This window comes from Bradyrhizobium sp. NBAIM01 (assembly GCF_020194115.1).
GTDB lineage: Bacteria > Pseudomonadota > Alphaproteobacteria > Rhizobiales > Xanthobacteraceae > Bradyrhizobium > Bradyrhizobium yuanmingense.
Window position 1 is genome coordinate 321,119 of the sequence record NZ_JADYVU010000004.1, and the last position, 17,940, is coordinate 339,058.

The 17,940-nt window shown below is 65.7% G+C and carries 15 protein-coding genes; 6 read left to right on the plus strand and 9 right to left on the minus strand.

Annotated features, from left to right (window positions below):
• Positions 1–58 precede the first annotated feature (58 nt).
• Complete coding sequence (locus I6F31_RS16725) at positions 59–418, plus strand: hypothetical protein (protein WP_225113897.1); 360 nt, start codon at positions 59–61, stop codon at positions 416–418.
• A 2-nt stretch (positions 419–420) separates the two neighbouring features.
• Here the strand turns inward: I6F31_RS16725 and poxB are convergent, their stop codons facing one another.
• The 3 genes from poxB to I6F31_RS16740 all read right to left on the minus strand — a co-directional run bounded on the left by poxB (position 421) and on the right by I6F31_RS16740 (position 3,828).
• On the minus strand, positions 421–2,157 hold the full coding sequence (gene poxB / locus I6F31_RS16730) for a ubiquinone-dependent pyruvate dehydrogenase (protein WP_225185743.1): 1,737 nt from the start codon (positions 2,155–2,157) through the stop codon (positions 421–423).
• Between the two features lie 109 nt (positions 2,158–2,266).
• Positions 2,267–2,899: a 2-dehydro-3-deoxy-6-phosphogalactonate aldolase gene (locus I6F31_RS16735; protein ID WP_225151795.1), complete on the minus strand. Its 633-nt coding sequence runs from the start codon at positions 2,897–2,899 to the stop codon at positions 2,267–2,269.
• Positions 2,900–2,913: 14 nt separating this feature from the next.
• Entirely contained in the window at positions 2,914–3,828 is a 915-nt protein-coding gene (locus I6F31_RS16740) for a 2-dehydro-3-deoxygalactonokinase (RefSeq protein ID WP_225185744.1), read from the minus strand.
• A 217-nt stretch (positions 3,829–4,045) separates the two neighbouring features.
• Here I6F31_RS16740 and I6F31_RS16745 point away from each other — a divergent pair, with 217 nt between their 5' ends.
• The gene (locus I6F31_RS16745) at positions 4,046–5,143 is read left to right on the plus strand and encodes an LLM class flavin-dependent oxidoreductase (RefSeq protein ID WP_225185745.1); all 1,098 of its coding nucleotides are present in this window, start codon (positions 4,046–4,048) and stop codon (positions 5,141–5,143) included.
• A gap of 115 nt (positions 5,144–5,258) precedes the next feature.
• Positions 5,259–5,813 carry a flavin reductase family protein gene (locus I6F31_RS16750; protein WP_036009648.1) on the plus strand — a complete coding sequence of 185 codons (555 nt, stop codon included), beginning with the start codon at positions 5,259–5,261 and terminating at the stop codon, positions 5,811–5,813.
• Positions 5,814–5,987: 174 nt separating this feature from the next.
• Here I6F31_RS16750 and I6F31_RS16755 read toward each other — a convergent pair whose 3' ends face one another.
• The 5 genes from I6F31_RS16755 to I6F31_RS16775 form a co-directional block, all read right to left on the minus strand.
• Positions 5,988–7,841 carry a sigma-54-dependent Fis family transcriptional regulator gene (locus I6F31_RS16755; RefSeq protein WP_225148037.1) on the minus strand — a complete coding sequence of 618 codons (1,854 nt, stop codon included), beginning with the start codon at positions 7,839–7,841 and terminating at the stop codon, positions 5,988–5,990.
• A gap of 96 nt (positions 7,842–7,937) precedes the next feature.
• Complete coding sequence (locus tag I6F31_RS16760) at positions 7,938–11,243, minus strand: carboxyl transferase domain-containing protein (protein WP_225148038.1); 3,306 nt, start codon at positions 11,241–11,243, stop codon at positions 7,938–7,940.
• 8 nt (positions 11,244–11,251) lie between these two features.
• Positions 11,252–12,973, minus strand: coding sequence for an AMP-binding protein (locus I6F31_RS16765; protein WP_225185746.1), 1,722 nt, complete (start codon positions 12,971–12,973; stop codon positions 11,252–11,254).
• A 146-nt stretch (positions 12,974–13,119) separates the two neighbouring features.
• Positions 13,120–13,791, minus strand: coding sequence for an aspartate/glutamate racemase family protein (locus tag I6F31_RS16770; RefSeq protein WP_225148040.1), 672 nt, complete (start codon positions 13,789–13,791; stop codon positions 13,120–13,122).
• A 12-nt stretch (positions 13,792–13,803) separates the two neighbouring features.
• Positions 13,804–15,486, minus strand: coding sequence for a cache domain-containing protein (locus tag I6F31_RS16775; RefSeq protein WP_225148041.1), 1,683 nt, complete (start codon positions 15,484–15,486; stop codon positions 13,804–13,806).
• Positions 15,487–15,778: 292 nt separating this feature from the next.
• Between I6F31_RS16775 and I6F31_RS16780 the strand changes: the two genes are divergently transcribed.
• Together I6F31_RS16780 and I6F31_RS16785 are read left to right on the plus strand one after the other, a co-directional pair.
• Entirely contained in the window at positions 15,779–16,279 is a 501-nt protein-coding gene (locus I6F31_RS16780) for a hypothetical protein (protein WP_109145254.1), read from the plus strand.
• A 14-nt stretch (positions 16,280–16,293) separates the two neighbouring features.
• On the plus strand, positions 16,294–16,764 hold the full coding sequence (locus I6F31_RS16785) for a hypothetical protein (RefSeq protein ID WP_109145255.1): 471 nt from the start codon (positions 16,294–16,296) through the stop codon (positions 16,762–16,764).
• A 3-nt stretch (positions 16,765–16,767) separates the two neighbouring features.
• Here I6F31_RS16785 and I6F31_RS16790 read toward each other — a convergent pair whose 3' ends face one another.
• Positions 16,768–17,367: a TetR/AcrR family transcriptional regulator gene (locus I6F31_RS16790; protein WP_036009632.1), complete on the minus strand. Its 600-nt coding sequence runs from the start codon at positions 17,365–17,367 to the stop codon at positions 16,768–16,770.
• A gap of 158 nt (positions 17,368–17,525) precedes the next feature.
• On the opposite strand from I6F31_RS16790, the gene I6F31_RS16795 reads away from it, so the two are divergent.
• Positions 17,526–17,903 (plus strand): tautomerase family protein, encoded by a 378-nt coding sequence (locus I6F31_RS16795; RefSeq protein ID WP_109145972.1) that lies wholly within the window; start codon positions 17,526–17,528, stop codon positions 17,901–17,903.
• Positions 17,904–17,940 lie beyond the last annotated feature (37 nt).

The following is a 17,940-nucleotide window of genomic DNA, read 5'->3' on the forward strand; positions in this document are numbered from 1 at the left end:
ACTTGACGGCCGCAGCTCCGGCCCCAACGATAGCGCGCCTTTCGCCAGAGGAATTGGATTGCGGCATCCGCTCGACATCGTTGCCATGTTCGCCGCACTCTGGCTGCTGGCATCGATGGTACTCGACACGCTGACGCCGAAGGAGCTGACCGCGATCATGATCGGCATCGCGATCGGCCCGGCCATCGTCATCACCGCCGTGTTCTATTACCTGCGGTGCCCGCGAACGGATTTTGCGGTGATGTTCGCAGCGCTGTGGCTGATCTCCGATATCGCGATCGCCTTAATCTCGCCGAAGCAGCTGCCGCATTTCCTGATCGCGCTCGGCTTCGTGCCGGCGATGCTGATCGGCGTCGTGCTGCACTGGCAGACGTTCACCTCTCCTCGGCGGGGAGAGGTGAACCACCGCGCCGGCTGATATCACCGCGGCAAGAGATTCGTCTTCGCGAGGTCCAGCACCTCGTCGCCGCGGCCGTTCATCACCGCGCGGAGCACCCAGAGGCTGAAGCCCTTGATCTGCTCGGCCGTGATGGTCGGCGGCATCGACAGCTCCTGCTTGGCGGTGACGACGTCGAGCAGCGCCGGCCCATTGTGCGCCAGCATCTCTTTCATCGCGCCCGGAAGCTCGCCGGGATCCTCGACGCGCTTGGCAAAGATGCCCATCGCGCGCGCCATCGCGGCGAAATCCGGGTTCTCCAGGTCGACATTTGTGTCGACGAAGCCCGCCGCCTTCATCTCGAGCGCGACGAAGCCGAGCACGCCGTTGTTGAAGACGACCACCTTCACCGGCAGCTTCTCCTGCGTCAGCGTGATCAGGTCGCCCATCAGCATGGTGAAGCCGCCGTCGCCGGAGAGCGAGATGACCTGGCGTCCGGGCTGCGCCGCTTGCGCCCCGATCGCCTGCGGCATGGCATTGGCCATCGAGCCGTGAACGAAGGAGCCGATCAGCCGGCGGCGGCCGTTCATGTCGAGATAGCGCGCCGCCCACACCGTCGGGGTGCCGACATCGGCGGTGAAGACGGCATCGTCGGAGGCATGGTCGCTGATGACCTTGGCGAGATATTGCGGATGGATCGGCTTGGCTCCGGGCGTGCCCCTGGCGAGCGAATCGAGGCCCTCGCGGGCTCTCTTGTAGTGCGCGACGGCGTCGTCGAGATGCTTGCGCTGCGTCTTGGCCGTGAGCAGCGGCAGCAGCGCCTCGATGGTGAGCTTGACGTCGCCGACGAGGCCGAGATCGATCCTGCAGCGCCGTCCCAGATTTTGCGGACGGATGTCGATCTGCGCGATCTTCGCATCATCAGGGAAGAACTGCTTGTAGGGGAAGTCGGTGCCGAGCATCACCAGCGCGTCGCAGGCGTGCATCGCGGCGTAGCCCGAGGAGAAGCCGATGAAGCCGGTCATGCCGACGTCATAGGGGTTGTCGTATTCGACATGCTCCTTGCCGCCGAGCGCGTGCACGATCGGGCTCTTCAGCGCTTCAGCGAGTTGCATCAAAGGCGCATGTGCGCCGGCGCAGCCGCGGCCGCAGAACAGCGTGATGCGTTCGGCGCCGTTGAGGAGATCCGCGAGCGCCTTCAGTTCGTCCGGCTGCGGCACGACCTTCGGCGGAGCCAACGCAAGGCCGCGCGTCGTCGACAGCGCGCGCTTCGGAGGACTCCGGAACGCGACATCGCCGGGCATCGCGACGACGGCAACGCCGCGCAAGCCGACCGCCGCGCGAATTGCATTCTCCAGCACGAAAGGCAGCTGGCTCGGGTCCGACACCAGCTCGCAATAATGGCTGCATTCGCGGAACAGGTTTTGCGGATGCGTCTCCTGGAAATAGCCCCCGCCGATCTCGGCGGTCGGGATCTGCGCCGCGATCGCCAGCACGGGAACGCGGCTGCGATGCGCGTCGAACAGGCCGTTGATCAGATGCAGATTGCCGGGGCCGCAGGAGCCCGCGCAGACCGCGAGGCTCCCGGTCATCTCGGCTTCGCCGGCCGCCGCGAAGGCCGCGACCTCCTCGTGCCGGACATGAATCCATTCGATCGTGCCGCGGCGGCGCAGCGCCTCGGTGAGCGCGTTCAGGCTGTCGCCGACGATGCCGTAGATGCGCTTGACCCCGGCCTGTTCGAGCGTTGCCACGAACAGATCGGCCACGTTGTTGATCGCCATGTCGGCCTCCTGATTCAGCCAGTCGCATAACACGATGCGCGCATGTCGGCATCGCGCCACCATATGGCAGAATAGACCAAGTCAGGATTACGGCTAGTTCATTGTCGGCTCAATCTTTCTCAATTGCCCGATCGTAAGCGGCAATTGTCACCTCTGCGCGGGCTGCGACATCTGTTGCCGTCATGCCTGGCTTGTAGAGGCTGGAGCCGAGCCCGAAGGCGGTCACCCCGCCCTTGATGTACTCGACAAAATTCTGGTCGGAGACGCCGCCGACGGCGGCGATCATCACGCCTGCCGGCAGCACGGCACGGATCGCGGCGATGCCGGCAGCGCCGAGCACGCTCGCCGGAAAGAATTTCAGGCTCGACGCGCCCGCGCGCGCCGCCAGCAGCGCCTCGGTCGGCGAGAACACGCCGGGCATGGTCACCATGCGATGCTGATGCGCGCGCGCCAGCACTTCGGTGTCGACATTGGGCGAGACCATCAGCCTGCCGCCGACATCGTTGAGACGATCGACATCTGCCGTCGTCAGCACCGTGCCGGCGCCGATCAACACGCCTGATGGCGCGAGCTTCACGGCAAGCGCGATCGAGCGGAACGGATCGGGTGAATTCAGGGGGATCTCGATCGCGGTCATGCCGGCCTCGACCAAGACGCCGACGATCGCTTCGGTCTCCTCAGGCTTGATGCCGCGCAGGATCGCGACCAGCGGCCGCTGCATCGGCGGAAAGGGAACGCTCATCTCTCGCAGTCCTTCTACTTCGCCCAGATCGCGGCTGCCGCCATCGACAGGCCGCGGCGGACGGCTTCATCCGCATCGACCGGATTTGCTGTTACCGAGAGCGCCTCGAATGCCAGCAGATACAGCACCGCAAGCCGCCCCGCGGCAATCAGCTGGACGCCCGCTTGCGGCACGGTGCCGGAGAGCCCTGCCGCGAGTTCCACACCGATCAACGTGCCCGACAGCGTCTCACGTGCCGCTGCCGGCGCGCCGCCGAACAAGAGCTGTCGCGACCGTGCAGTGAACAGCAGGTTGGCGGCGAAGGCCGGAGCATCGAATGCGGCCTTTACGGCTGCCTTGAAGCTCGCGAAATCTTCGGCGTCATCAGCGCCGGCGACCGCGAGCGACAGGATCGTCTCGCGCGAGACGGCGCTGAACAGCTCGCCGGTCATGAAGGTGGAGAAGCGCTCGACCGTGCCGTCTTTCACCCGCACCCATTTCGAATGCGTGCCGGGCATGCAGACCAGCGCCTCGCCCGCGGCATCGAGGCCGAGCGCGCCGAGCAATTGCGTCTCCTCGCCGCGCATGACGTCCGGCGCCTTGGCATCGCGCTGGGCGATGCCCGGCAGGATGCGAACGTCGCGCGCCTCGCCCGGCACGCGCACGGCCTGTTTCAGGACGGCTGAGAGCTTTGCCGGCGTGTCGACGTAGCCGGCCTCGACCCAGCCGGTCTTGGCACCGGCCATGCCGCAGACCAGAACCGGCAGATGCGCGGGCGCTTCGACTACGGCCAGATGCGCTTGCAGCACGGCGGGAAAACCGGTCCTAGCCGCCGCCAGCATGCCCTCACCGCTGCGGCGCTCGGCCAGCACCTGACCGGCGGGATCGACTAGCCAGAGCCGGAAGCTGCTGGTGCCCCAGTCCACCGCGACATAGGCGGGTTCGGTCATGTCAGGTCTCGTCCTCGTCTCATGGCCAAGACGCCGTCTCGCGACACATGAGACGATGTCCAGCAGGCCCCCGTCGAGATACCGGCTATTGCGCGGGCAAACCAGCCCTTTCTCTTCATTTTGAGGCTCCGCCGCGCTGGCACAACGCTTGCTGACACTTCGTCACTCAACTCCGTCAACGCGCGACAAGACGCGTCAACATCAGATGAGGAAACCCATGGAGATCGGCTATTTCACGATGCCTTCGCATCCGCCGGAGTGCGGCCTGAAGGAAGGGAACGACTGGGATCTGCAGGTCATGCGCTGGCTCGACGAGCTCGGCTATCAGGAGGCCTGGGTCGGCGAGCACCACACCGCGCCCTGGGAACCCAATCCCACGCCGGACCTCCTGATCGCGCAGGCCTTGATGCAGACCAAGAAGCTGCGCATCGGTCCGGGCGGCTTCCTGCTGCCCTACCATCACCCGGCCGAACTCGCCAACCGCGTCGCCATGCTCGACCATCTCTCCGAAGGCCGGCTCAATTTCGGCGTGGCGGCGAGCGGGCTGCCGAGCGACTGGGCGATGTTCAACGTCGATGGCATGAGCGGGCAGAACCGCGACATGACGCGCGAGGCGCTGGAGATCATCCTGAAGCTGTGGACCGAGCCGGCGCCCTTCACCCACAAGGGCAAGTACTGGACGGTAACCAAGCCGGACACGATGTTCGATTTCCTCAAGCCCCATATCAAGCCGCTGCAGGCGCCGCATCCGCCGATCGGCGTTGCCGGTCTGTCCAAGAACTCGGACACGCTCAAGCTCGCCGGCGAGCGCGGCTTCATCCCGATGAGCCTCAACCTCAACCCGGCCTATGTCTCGAGCCATTGGGACTCGGTCGAGATCGGGGCCGCGAAGACCGGCCGCAAGCCGAACCGCCAGGACTGGCGCCTGGTGCGCGAGGTATTCGTCGCCGACACCGACGAAGAGGCCTGGAAACTCTCGACCGGCGACATGATGGGCCGAATGATGAGCGAGTACTTCCTGCCGTTGCTCGGGCATTTCGGCTTCAAGGATTATCTGAAGCACGCGCCCGATGTGCCAGACAGCGACGTCACTGTCGAATATTGCGCCAAGCGGAACTGGATCGTCGGCTCGCCCGCGACGGTCGCCGAGAAGATCGAGAAGATCTACGAAGAGGTCGGCGGCTTCGGCGTGCTGCTCGTGTTCGGCTTCGACTACAAGCACAAGGCCGAGGCCTGGCACCACTCGCTCTCGCTGCTGAAGAACGAGGTGATGCCGCGCCTTGGGCATCTCGGCTCCGCGAAGAAGGCGGCTTGACGCAAGCATGATCCGGAAAAGTGCATAGCGGTTTTCCGAAGAGATCATGCTAGACTCTTGGCGCCGGGTGCGGCGCGATCGTGCCGCACCCGCTTCTATTCTGGGAGATTTCCGCGTGACGGTGGACGCGAAGGACTTCAAGCAGGCGATGCGCCAATGTGCCGGTGCGGTAGCGCTGGTCACGGTGGGCGCCGAGCACGGCAGGCGCACGGGGCTGACGGTGACCTCAGCCTGCTCGTTGTCGGACAAGCCGCCCTCGCTGATCGTCTGCGTCAACCGCAACGCCAGCGCCCATGCCCGCATCCGGGAGGAAGGTGCTTTCGCCATCAACTTCTTGCACGAGGATCACGCGCTGCTCGCCCTCACCTTCAGCGGCCAGAAGGGCGTCGACGGCGACGATCGCTTCGCCTTCGGGCAATGGACGCGTGGCGTGACCGGCGCACCGGTGCTGGCGGACGCGGTGGCCGCGTTCGACTGCGTGCTGGCGCAGGAGTTCGAGACGACGACGCATTCGATCTTCGTCGGCGAGGTCCGCAGCGCCTCGCATTCCGCTGCCGTCACGCCGCTGGTGTACTTGCGCAGCAATTTCCACACGCCACGAGAACTCCGCGAGAACGTGACGATCGGCGATCTCGACGCACGGCATCTGAGCTGGACGGATTTTTCGTAGGACGAGTGCTCGCTTTCTTCCTTCTCCCCTTGTGGGAGAAGGTGGCGCGAAGCGCCGGATGAGGGGTATCTCTCTGCAAACTCACCAGAGTCATACGCGGAGAGAGACCCCTCACCCGTCTCGCCGCGGCGCGGCGAGCCACCCTCTCCCACAAGGGGAGAGGGGAAGAAAGAGCTACTGCGCCGTCTCGATCTTCAACTGCTTGATCTTGCGATACAGCGTCGCGCGGCTGAGCTTCAGTGCACGTGCGGCTTCCGTCACGCGGCCATCATGCTTACGTAGCGCCGCGACAATCGTCGCACGCTCGGCTGCTTCGAGATCAGGCTCCGTCCGTCCGCCAAACGGCGGCAGATCGAGATCGGCATCGGTGATGACGCCATCTTCCGCCGTGCAGCCGGCGAGCCGCAGCACGTGGCGGAGCTGGCGCATGTTGCCGGGAAACGGGTAGGCCGCGAGCTGCGACCAGGCCTCCTCCGAGAGCCGGCAGCTCGGCGCCTCCTCCCGCGCGATCTGGCGGATGATGTCGGCGCGGTCGGCGCGCTCGCGCAAGGCGGGCAGGCGCACTTCGATGCCGCGCAGGCGAAAATAGAGGTCGGCGCGGAAGGCCCCCGCTTCCGCCATGCGGCCGAGATCGCGATGCGTGGCGCTGATCAGGCGAATATCGACGGTGACGGGCTTGAGCGCGCCGAGCGGCCAGACCTCGCGGTTTTCCAGAACGCGCAACAGGCGCGTCTGCAAGCCGATCGGCATGTCGCCGATCTCGTCGAGGAACAGCGTGCCGCCGTCGGCCTGCACGATCAGGCCCTTCGAACCCTCGCGCCGCGCGCCGGTGAAGGCGCCCGCCTCGTAGCCGAACAGCTCGGCGTCGATCAGGCTCTCGGGCATCGCCGCACAATTGAGCGCGACATAATTGTTGCGCGCGCGGTTGCTCGCACCGTGAATAGCCCGCGCGAACACATCCTTGCCGACGCCGGTCTCGCCATGCAGCAGCACCGGCAGATTGTGATCGCCGATGCTCCGCAGCCGTTTGACGCTTCGGATCAGGCCGGGGTCGCGGCCGGCGAGCCGGTGCAACGCATCAAAGCGATCGACTTGCGCATCGCGGCGCGGCGCATGCGATCTCGCACGCAGGGGCGGAGCAACATGCCCCTGCCCCAACGGACGGCCGTCGCCATGGCGCAGCTCGACGATCTCGCCGCTGCCACGCGCAGCGTGATGGTCGAACTTGAGGTAGCGCGACAGGTCGATGCCGGAGGCGATCATGCCGTCGGTGAGGCCGAGCAGCGCACGCGCCGAGCGGCAGGCGCCGACGATGCGGCGGTCGTCATCATAGGCGACGAGGCCGCTGCCGCCGTCACCGGGCACGGTGGCGATCCAGGCATTGCGGAAATGCCCGCGGAAGATCGCACCCTCCATCCGCCGCGTCGCCTCCATCGTCACCGCAAGTGCAAGCTGATGCGCGGCGCGCTCCAGATCCTCACGGCAGGAGGTGATGTTGACGGCACCGGCGAGCCGGCCGACCGGATCGAACAGCGGCGCCACCGCGCAGGAGAACATGTGCCATTGCGCCCGAAAATGCTCGTCGCGATGCACCAGGATCGGCTTCTGCTCGGCCAGCGCGGTGCCGAGCCCATTGGTGCCCTCGCAAGCCTCGGCGAAGTTCGAGCCGGTGTAGATCTTCCAATCCAGAAACATCCTTGCATCGGCTTCGCCCGGCAGACGGCTGAACAGCATGGTCGCGTTGACATCGGCGAGATTGACGCAGTAGCCGGCGTCGTGCAGCACACGGGCGAGATCGTCGAGCTCGGGCGTGACGAGCCGGATCGTCTCCTCCATCGGCTCGGCGACATGGCGGATTTCGGCTTCGGTGAGCGTCTGGGGTGGGCCCTGGCGGGCGGGATCGAGCTTGTGGTTCACGAGGCAGCGCCGCCAGGAACTCGCAATCCGCGAGGAGGCGTCGACGTCGGCCACATGATTGGCGACGGACAAGACACGGGCGACATGGTTCGAGGCCGAGAGGCTGGCCATCGCGGACGTCTCCACCCTGTATTATTGTGCAAAGTCTGGCAGCAAAGGCGGGGATGTCAATCGGGAACCGGGAAAGCAGCTATTGCTGCACCGCCCTCACCACGTGTCGATGCACGGCCGCTTCTTCGCCGTCCTCGGCTCGGGCTTCGGCACCGTGCGCAAGCCCGCCATGATCCAGCGCCGCGTCTCGGCCGGGTCGATGACGTTGTCGATCTCGAACACGGAGGCGATCGAGACCGCCTTGCCGTTGGCATAGAGCTCGGCGACCTTGTTGCGGTAATAGGTCTCGCGCTCCTCGGGATCGGCGATCGCCTCCATCTCCTTGCGGAAGCCGAGGCGGACGTAGCCCTCCAGGCCCATGCCGCCGAACTCCCCGGTCGGCCAAGCCGCGGTGAAGAACGAGGCGTGGAAGCCGCCGCCGATCATCGATTGTGCGCCGAGACCATAGCCCTTGCGCAGCACGATGCCGAACAGCGGCACGGTGAGGCTGGCGCCGGTCACGAACATGCGTGAGACGTGGCGCACGATCGCGGTCTTCTCCGCCTCGGGGCCGACCATGAAGCCGGGCGTGTCGCACAGCGAGACAACAGGCAGATCGAAGGCGTCGCAGAGCTGGAGGAAACGCGCAGCCTTGTCGCCGGCATCGGCATCGATTGCGCCGCCGAGATGGCGCGGATTGTTGGCAATCAGGCCGAACGGCTTGCCTTCGATTCGGATCAGCGCGGTGATCATGCCGACGCCGTAGTCGCGGCGCAGCTCCAGCACGGAATCCTTGTCGGCGACGAGGTCGATCACGCTGCGGATGTCATAGACGCGCAGGCGGTTCTCGGGGATGGCGCGGCGGAGCAGGCGCTGGTCAGCAGCCTCCCAATCCGCCACCGCACCCTGGAAATAGGACAGATATTTTTGCGCGACGCGGGTCGCTTCCTCCTCGTCCTCGACCAGGATGTCGATGACGCCGTTCGGCGACTGGAATGATACAGGGCCGACCTCAGCCGGATGATAGACGCCGAGGCCGCCGCCCTCGATCATGGCAGGACCGCCCATGCCGATCGAAGCGTTCTTGGTGGCGATGATGACATCGCAGCAACCGAGCATCGCGGCGTTGCCGGCGAAGCAATAGCCGGAAACAACGCCGACGACAGGCACGAGGCCCGAGAGCCGCGCGAACTGCACGAAGGACGGCCCGTCGAGGCCGGTCATGCCGAGCCGGTCGGTGTCGCCGGGCCGGCCGCCGCCGCCTTCGGCATAGAACACCAGCGGCACGCGCCAGTCTTCCGCCAGCGTCAGCATGCGATCGATCTTCTTGTGGTTCATGTGGCCCTGCGTGCCCGCGAGCACGGTGTAGTCGTAGGCCACGACGATGCAGCGCGCGCCTTCTGGCCCGAACTTCTCGGCATTGACAGTGGCGACGCCCATGACGAGGCCGTCCGCCGGCGTGTTCTTGATGAGATCGTCGAGCTTGCGCCGGCGGCGCTGCGCCGCGATCGCAAGGCTGCCGTACTCCATGAACGAGCCGTCGTCGACGAGCTGGGCGACGTTCTCGCGAGCGGTGCGCTGGTTGGTGTTGCGGCGGCGCTCGACCGCAGCGGGGCGGTTCTCGTCGAGCGTGTTGGCCTGGCGGGCGATCAGCTCGGCAAGATCGGGACGGATATGGTCGAGATCGATGTCGGCTTCTGCCGTTGTGCTGTCGGCGGCGACATCGAGCGGCTCGAGATAGAGGATCGGCTCGCCATGCATCAGCGTGACGCCGTCACCTGCGACGAGTTTTGTCACCCGCCCGCCCTGCTCGGCCATGACGAGGTGCTCCATCTTCATGGACTCGATCACGGCGAGTTGCTGGCCGGGGCGGACGATCTCGCCTTTCTTCACCTGGATGGTGACGATGGTTCCCTGCAAGGGGGCCGCGACCATCACCGTGCCTTCGGGTACGGCTGGCGCGACGTGCACCTCCGCGCTGTGACCGGCGCCGCGCTCTGCCGCGGCGAAGTAAAGCGGCTTGGCGGCACCATCCGATGCTTCCACGAGCCTGGCAATGTTGCGGTCGATGAAATCAGTCGCGATGCGGTTGGTCCTGAAATCGGGATGCGCGAGCACCGACTGGAGGAAGGCAATATTGGTGACGACGCCATCTATCCGGAACTCGCGTAGCGCACGCAAGGCTTTCGCGACGACGTCATGCCAGGCCTCGCTCGGCGTGTGCACGATCACCTTGGCAAGCAGCGAGTCGAAGGCCGCGCTGATCTTGTAGCCGGCATAGCCGAAACTATCGACGCGCACGCCGGGGCCCGACGGCGGCTCGAACACGGCGAGGACGCCACCGGTCGGATGCGTGGCGCCGGTCTCGTCCAGCGTCTCCATGTTGACGCGAAGCTGCATGGCATGGCCGCGCGGCTTCGGGATCGATGCCTGCGCGAGACCAAGCGAGGCCAGCGTGCTGCCTGCAGCGACAGCGAGCTGAGCGCGGACGAGATCGACGCCGAGCACCTCTTCGGTCACGGTGTGCTCGACCTGGAGCCGCGGGTTGGCCTCGATGAAGGCGAAGCTGTCCTCGGCGGTTCCGTCGACCAGAAACTCGAACGTGCCGAGATTGTCGTAAGACGCGGCGCCCGCCAGCTGCTTTGCCGCTTCGATGATGCGGCCGCGCAGGGCATCGCTCAATGACGGGCTCGGCGCCACCTCGATCAGCTTCTGGTGCCGGCGCTGGATGGTGCATTCGCGTTCCCAGAGATGGGAGATCGCACCATGGCGGTCACCGATGATCTGGACCTCGATGTGGCGCGCCTGCCGGATCAGCCGTTCGGCATAGACGCCCTCGAAGCCGAACGCCGCCTTGGCCTCGGACTGGCAGCGCGCATAGGCTTCCGCAAGATCGGACGCGTTCTCCACCACGCGCATGCCGCGGCCGCCACCGCCCGCCATCGCCTTGATCACGATCGCAGCATTGCTGCCGAGCGAGGTAAAGAATGCCGTGATCTCCTCGAGGCTCGACGGCCCGCTGGTGCCGGCAATGATCGGCACGCCGCAGCGTTTGGCCAGCTGACGTGCCGCAACCTTGTCGCCGAACAGCTCGAGCGCAGCCGGTTTCGGCCCAACGAAGGTGATTCCGGCGTCGGCGCAGGCTTTCGCGAATGCCGCGTTCTCGCTGAGGAAGCCATAGCCGGGATGCACGGCATCGCAAGCTGCGCTCTTGGCCGCCATCACCACGGCCTCGATGTCGAGATAGGCCCGTGCGCCGCGGCCGGGGATCTCGATCGCCTCGTCCGCAACGCGCCCGTGCAGCGACAGCGCATCGTCGGCGGGATGGATCGCGACCGTCGCAATGCCGGCATCGGCCGCCGCGCGTGCGATGCGGATGGCGATCTCGCCGCGATTGGCGATCAGGAGCTTCTTGAACGACATCGTCTCTCTCACTGGACGGCAGGAGGATTTGGAATGAGGTCCTGCTTCCTGACCTTGCCCGTTGCCGTCAACGGCAGCGCATCGATAACGCGGACTTCCGGAACCTTGTAGACGGCCATGCGCTCGGCGCACCAGGCGCGCAGTTCCTGTTCTGAGACCGTGCCGATCGCTTCCGGCTTGAGCTGGATATAAGCGACCGGCACCTGGCCCTTGTCCGGATCATCACGGCCGACCACGCCCGAGCCCAGCACCTTCGGATGCTGCCCCAGCAACGCCTCGATCTCCGGCGGAAACACGCTCATGCCCTTGACCTTCAGCATCTCCTTGCGCCGGCCGAGGAAGTGCAGAAAGCCGTCTTTGTCGATGGTGCCGATATCGCCGGTGCGCAACCAGCCGTCGACGAGCGATTCCGCCGTCGCCTCGGGCTTGTTCCAGTAGCTCTTGAGCAGCGACGGCGTACGCACGCGGATCTCGCCTTCGGCTCCCAGCGGCAGCAGCGCACCGGTCTCGAAATCGGTGATCTTGAACTCGGCGCCGGGGACCGGCAGGCCGACGAAGATCGGCTGGCTGTTGAGGTCGAAATCCCCGTCCTGAAAGCCAGCGGTGAAAGTATTGGAGGTGTGGGTCTCGGTCATGCCCCAGGCCGCCTCCATCAGGATCGTGCCGGTGAGGTCCTTCCAGCGCCTGCGATAGCCGGCGTTGAGCTTCTTGACGAAGGAGACCACGCGCACCTGTTGCAGCGACGACAGGTCGAACTCGCTCCAGCGCGGATGGTCCATCATCTCGACCGCGCTGTCGACCGGCATCGCCGTCATCGTGACCTTGTACTTGTCGATCGCCGCCATCGCGCCGACAGCGTCCCAGCGCGCGAGCAGAACCAGCGTGCCGCCCGAGAACAGCGGGAAGATCAGACCGGAATTCTCGCCCGCAATCCAGAACTCCGGAAAGAACGACAGGAACACGCTGCTCTCATCCGAGGGAAACGAGATGCCGTAATTGGCGGCGGCCGTGTAGACCATATCGCGATGGGTATGGACGCAGCCCTTGGGCATGCCGGTGGTGCCGCCGGTGTAATTGAGCGCGGCGACATCATCGAGGTGGGGCGGCGGCAGCGGGGTCGGTGCGGGCAGTGCCGCGAGCGCCGGCAGGAGATCAGTTGCGCCGGAGACCGCAACGCGCGGCGTGCGGATCGAGCCCGGCGCGGGAAACGCAGGCGCCGCCGGCACGACATCGGCGAAGCTGGTGACGATGATCTCGCGCAGGCGCACCTCGCCGCGGACCTGATCAACGATAGGCATGAGCTGGTCGAGCGCGACGATCACCTCGGCCTGGGTGTCGTTGAGCTGGTAGGACAATTCGAACGCGCGCGACAGCGGGCTGATGGGAACGTGGATCGCGCCGAGCTTCAGGATACCGAAGAACACGACGTGGAATTGCGGGCAGTTCGGCAGGAAGACGGCGACGCGATCGTCCTTGCGAACGCCCTTTGCCTGCAACAGCGCCGCAAAGCGATCGCTCTTCTGATCGAGATCGGCATAGGTGGTCACATGCCCGTAGAAGATCACCGCGGGCCGCTCCGGACTCCGCTTTGCCCAGGTGCGCAGATATTCCGTCAGGGGAACTTCGCCGTGCAGATAGTTGGGCGAGCGCGGCAGGCTCTTCGGCCAGGCCTTGTCCCACAGGCCGCGCAAGGTGGCGAGGTAGTCATTCTCGTCGAGGCCCGTGTTCATGACGTCCTTCCCGTGTTGCTTTTCTTTTCGCGAGGGACGCAAGGCAGCATCGCTCGACCTCGTTACACGTCGAGCACCGCAGAGTTCATGTCAAGGAAAACAGTTTTCCGCAGCACGGCCGATGCCGCGGCGCGGAAAAACCGGGGCTACGCCGCGACGAGACGAATGATCCGTCGCACGGCAGATGGGATCGGGGCGATGATTGGCGCCGCGAACATCGGCTGAAGCTCGCGCGCCGCTTCACCCAGCGGCCCGCCGCCGATGATGACCGCTTCCGCTCTGTCTCGCACAATGCAGGCCTCAACCGCGCCGGCGAGCGCTGCGCGCAGCTGCGCCGGATCGCGCATCAGCTGTTGCGGATCACCATCGGCGAAGCGCGTGCCGGTGTAGCTCGCGCGCAAGCCCAGCGTATCAGGCAATGCATCGATCTTCGCTTTCAGCAACGGCGTCGTGGTCGCCACGCCGAACCGGCGACCGTTCCCGGCGGCTTCCAGCATCGCGGATTCGCCGATGCCGACGGCGGGCAGCTTCATCGCCGCCTTGATCCCGGCGAGGCCAGGATCACCGAAAGCCGACACGATGACGCCGTCGCACTCGCCGTCACGGAGACGCGCGATCTCCTCGACCTCCAGCGCAGCCGCCTCCAGCGCGTCCGCCGAGACGATCATCGTGGGCGCACGCGTTGCCGTGGCGCCGACGATGTCGAAACCATCGGTGGCAGCGGACCTTGCGATCGCCACCATCATCGTGGTGGTCGCATCGTTGCTGTTCGGATTGATCAGGAGGATGCGCGCGCGTCGATCGGAGTTTTGGCCCATCCTCCCGCTATACTAAGCCGCCCGCACGCCCGCAACGAAGGCGCTGACCTCGTCCTGCAGCGATTGCAGCTTGTGCGTCAGCCGGCCGCTCGATTGCAGCACGAGGCCGGCGGCCTGTCCGGTCTCGGCGGTCGCATCGGTGACACCGGAGATGTTGTGCGAGACCTGATCGGTACCGGAGGCCGCCTCCTGCACGCTGTGCGCGATCGCCTTCGTCGCGGCGCCCTGCTCCTCGACCGCGGCGGCGATCGACGAGGAGATCTCGTTGACCTCCATGATGGTGGCGCGGATGCTCTCGATGTTGCCGACGACCTGATTGGTCTCGGCCTGGATCGCGGTGATCTGCGCGCCGATCTCGTCGGTCGCCTTCGCGGTCTGGCTCGCCAGCGACTTCACTTCGCTCGCGACCACCGCAAAGCCCTTGCCGGCCTCGCCCGCGCGCGCCGCCTCGATGGTGGCGTTGAGCGCGAGCAGATTGGTCTGCGAGGCGATCTGGTTGATGAGGTCGATGACCTCGCCGATCTTGTGCGCGGCGGCGGCAAGGCCCTGCACGGTGTCGTTGGTGCGCTGGCCGTCGGCGGCGGCCTTGTCGGCCACTGTCGCGGCCTGCGCGACGCGCTGGCTGATCTCGGCGATCGAGGCCGACAATTCGCCCGCGGCCGAGGCCACCGTCTGCACGTTGCTCGAGGCCTGCTGGCACGCGGTGGCGACGAAGCTCGCACGGTCGCTCGCCTTGTTGGCGGTTTCCGACATGCCCTGCGCGGCCTGCTGCATCGCGCGGGCCTCGTCGAAGACGTCTCGAACGACGGCCTGGACGCTCGCCTCGAACTTGCCGGCGAGATCGGTCATGGTCTTGCGCTTCTCCTCGTCGGCCTTCTGCTTCAGCTCCTGCTGCTCGGCATGCATCCGGCTCACCGCCGATGCATTGTCCTTGAACACGGCGAGCGCCTTGGCGAGGCCGCCGACCTCGTCGCGGCGGTCGGTGTAGGGCACGTCGAAGGCGCTGTCGCCGGCGGCAAGGCGCTCGGTCAGCGCGGTGATCCGGGCCAGCGGCCGGGTGACGCTGCGGCCGATCAGGAAGGAGGCGCCGAGCACCACGACCAGCACAGCGAGACAAATATAGGCGAAGGTCATCGCGTTCTGGCGGAAGGCGGCATCGACGTCGTCCAGATAGATGCCGGTGCCGATGATCCAGCCCCAGGGCGCAAAGCCCTTCACATAGGAGATTTTCCCGACCGGCTGGTCGAAGCCGGGCTTCGGCCAGAGGTAGCCGTAGAAGCCCGCACCCTTCTTGTTGACGACGTCAACGAAGCCCATGAACAGCGCATTGCCGGCGGGATCCTTCATCCCGGAGAGATCCTTGCCGTCAAGCTCGGCCCTGATCGGATGCATGACCATCTTGGGGGTCATGTCGTTGATCCAGAAATACTCGACCTTGTCGTAGCGCAGACTTTTGATCTCGGCCATCGCGCCGGCCTGCGCCTGCTCGCGCGAGAGCTTTCCTTCGTTCTCGAGCTTCTGGTAGTGCGCCAGGATGCCGTAGCCAACATCGACCATCTGCTGCGTCTTGGCCTGACGGTCGGCGACCATCTGCGTGCGCAGGGTCGAGAGGGCGACCGGCGCCAACGCGATCATGCCGAGGAGGCTGATGCCGACAATCAGGACCAGCTTGAAACTGATGCGGGAGAAAATCATCGGTGCTCACAGGAATTGGAAGGGCTGATATGCCAGATTATCCCGCTTCTCTTAGCAAAGCTTTAAGCATTCGGGTTCCCGACACTCCGAAATTTTGCGGGGACGTTACCGGCACGCTCGTATGGCCACGAGACAAGCGAGACCGACGTCACCCGAGATACGAATTCTTCCAATCTAGAACACCTCGACATCGCCTCTCCGCGCGTTGACTTGGAGAGCTCTTTGGCAGAACGATCGGCGCAGATCATCCGCGCCAGCGCTGGCGTGAGCGCAGCCGGAGGCCAGAAGCACAATGCATCGATCGACATACACCAGGCCCGTCGATCTTCCTGCGCTGAGCGCAGCGGAGCGTCTCTTCATCTGGGGATTTCGGGCGAAGGCGCGTAGCGGAGGCGCCGTCCCGACGGCGGCCGATATCCAGCAGGTGTACGACCATTTTCGCGTCGGCGATGCCGTGCTGTCGCTGGATTCCATCATCGAGATCTTTGCCTGCACCGCGCATACCGCGATCGAAGTGCACTGCCCCACCTGTCCGCGCATGTCCGACAGCGAGCGCGGAATCTTGCGCGCGATTGCCGCGGCCCAGCAGGACCGCGTCGATGTCGCGCGCGAGCAGTTCGAGCGCTGGCTGCCGCCGATCGGCGCCGATTGGGCGCTCGCGCCGGTCCTGGGGCTTGCGACGATCTTCCGCATGGCCGGCCTCGCCCTGCCCGACCGGCACGTGCAGCCTGTCGAGCATGACGGGATATTGGCGATGAAGAGCTGGTTCGTGGGCAGCGCGACGTTGCATTGACGAGATCGTTCACGATGCGGGCCAGTTGCGATTCCGAGCCGACGTCGGACGCTGGTGAGCCGCTGCTCTGTCCACTCCAGGCCGCGCTTGCGACCCGGCCGGACATCGACAGCTACGATGATTTTTCCCGCCTCGCGCTGGCGCTGCTCCGCTTCATCGGAGCGGCCTATGCGACCGGCGCATCGGATTGCTGGGAAGCGGCCTATCGCTTTGCCGAGGAAGCGCCCGGCATTGCCGACAGCCCGCTGCTGGTCGCGCGCGCGGCCGCGCTCGTCAGGATCCTGCGCAAGGAGCGGCCCTGCGAGCTGTGCTTCATGCCGCCGTCCTGCAGGCGGCTTTCCAAGGACGAGGCGGAATTGATGCGACTGCTGGCGGTCGCGCGCCGCAAGCAGCCGGGCGAGCTCGAATCCACCGTTGGCCAGGTCGTTGGCTCCGGCAAGGAGGATGCTGCGACACGCGCGGTCAACGCGCTCGCGCTGTGCTGACACCTATCCGCCATTCCTGCCGAGCACGAGATCGATCGTGTGCGCGGCGATCTTGCGCAATTGGGGCTCGTCCCCGAAGGCACGCTCGAGCACGGCGAGGCCGCGCGTCACGGTGACGATCTGCAGCGCCGCAGCCGCGGGATTGCCGTCGAACTCGCCCCGCGCCGCGCCAGCGGCCAACGTGTCCTGAAGCAGTGCGGTGATGCGCGAGATCAGGTTCGCAAAAGCCTGGCGCGCGTTGTCGTCGAGCCCCTCGCCTTCGGCGCCGCCGAGCTCCATCAGCCCGCGCGTCGTCGGACAGCCGCGCGGCGGCGTGCCCGAGCGGAAATTGGTGATGGTCAGATCGAAGAACGCGGTGAGGCGCTTGCGCAAGGAACCTGCCCCGAGCGCCTTTTGCAGCTTGGCGAGATAATCCCCCGCGTAGCGTTCATAGGCCTGCAGGAATAACGCCTCCTTGCTGCCGAAGGCATTGTAGAGACTCCCGCGCTGGACCGCCGCATCGCGCGCAATGTCGGACAGCGAGGTGCCGCGCACGCCCTTGCGCCAGAACTGGTCGAACGCGATGCGCAGAACCTCGTCATGATCGAACTCGCGCGGTCTCAAGCTTGGCTCCGCAAAGTATTTGACATGCCGTCAAGAATATGCTTTCTCGACATCGTGTCAAAAACCGATCGAGATTGATAGTCCGTTTTTCTGAATTGGCCGAGCCGGCGGCGTTCACATCGCCGTGTCAGCCGGGACCGCATGCAAAGGGCCGCGTGATGCCTCTCCTCCACATTTCGATGCGCGCCGGTAAGCCGCAAAGCTACCGGCAGGCGATTCTGGACGGACTTTACCGCGCGATGCGCGAGGCCCTGAACGTGCCCGAAGGCGATGCGTTCATGGCCATCACCGAGCATGAGCCGGCCAACTTCCGCTGCGGCAATGCTTACGGCGTCGAGCGCAGCGAAGACGCCCTGCTGATCCAGATCACCGTGTTCGCCTCGCGCACGGCCGAGCAGAAGAAAGCGCTGTATCGTCGGATCGCCGACCTGCTCGGCGAGAACCCGGGGATCAGGCCCGAGGACGTGTTCGTCAACGTGCTCGACGCGCCCAAGGAGAACTGGTCCGTCGGTCACGGCATCGCGCAGTTCGCGTGAGGTGCACGGCGACGGATTGCCGGTCGAGGACTGAGAT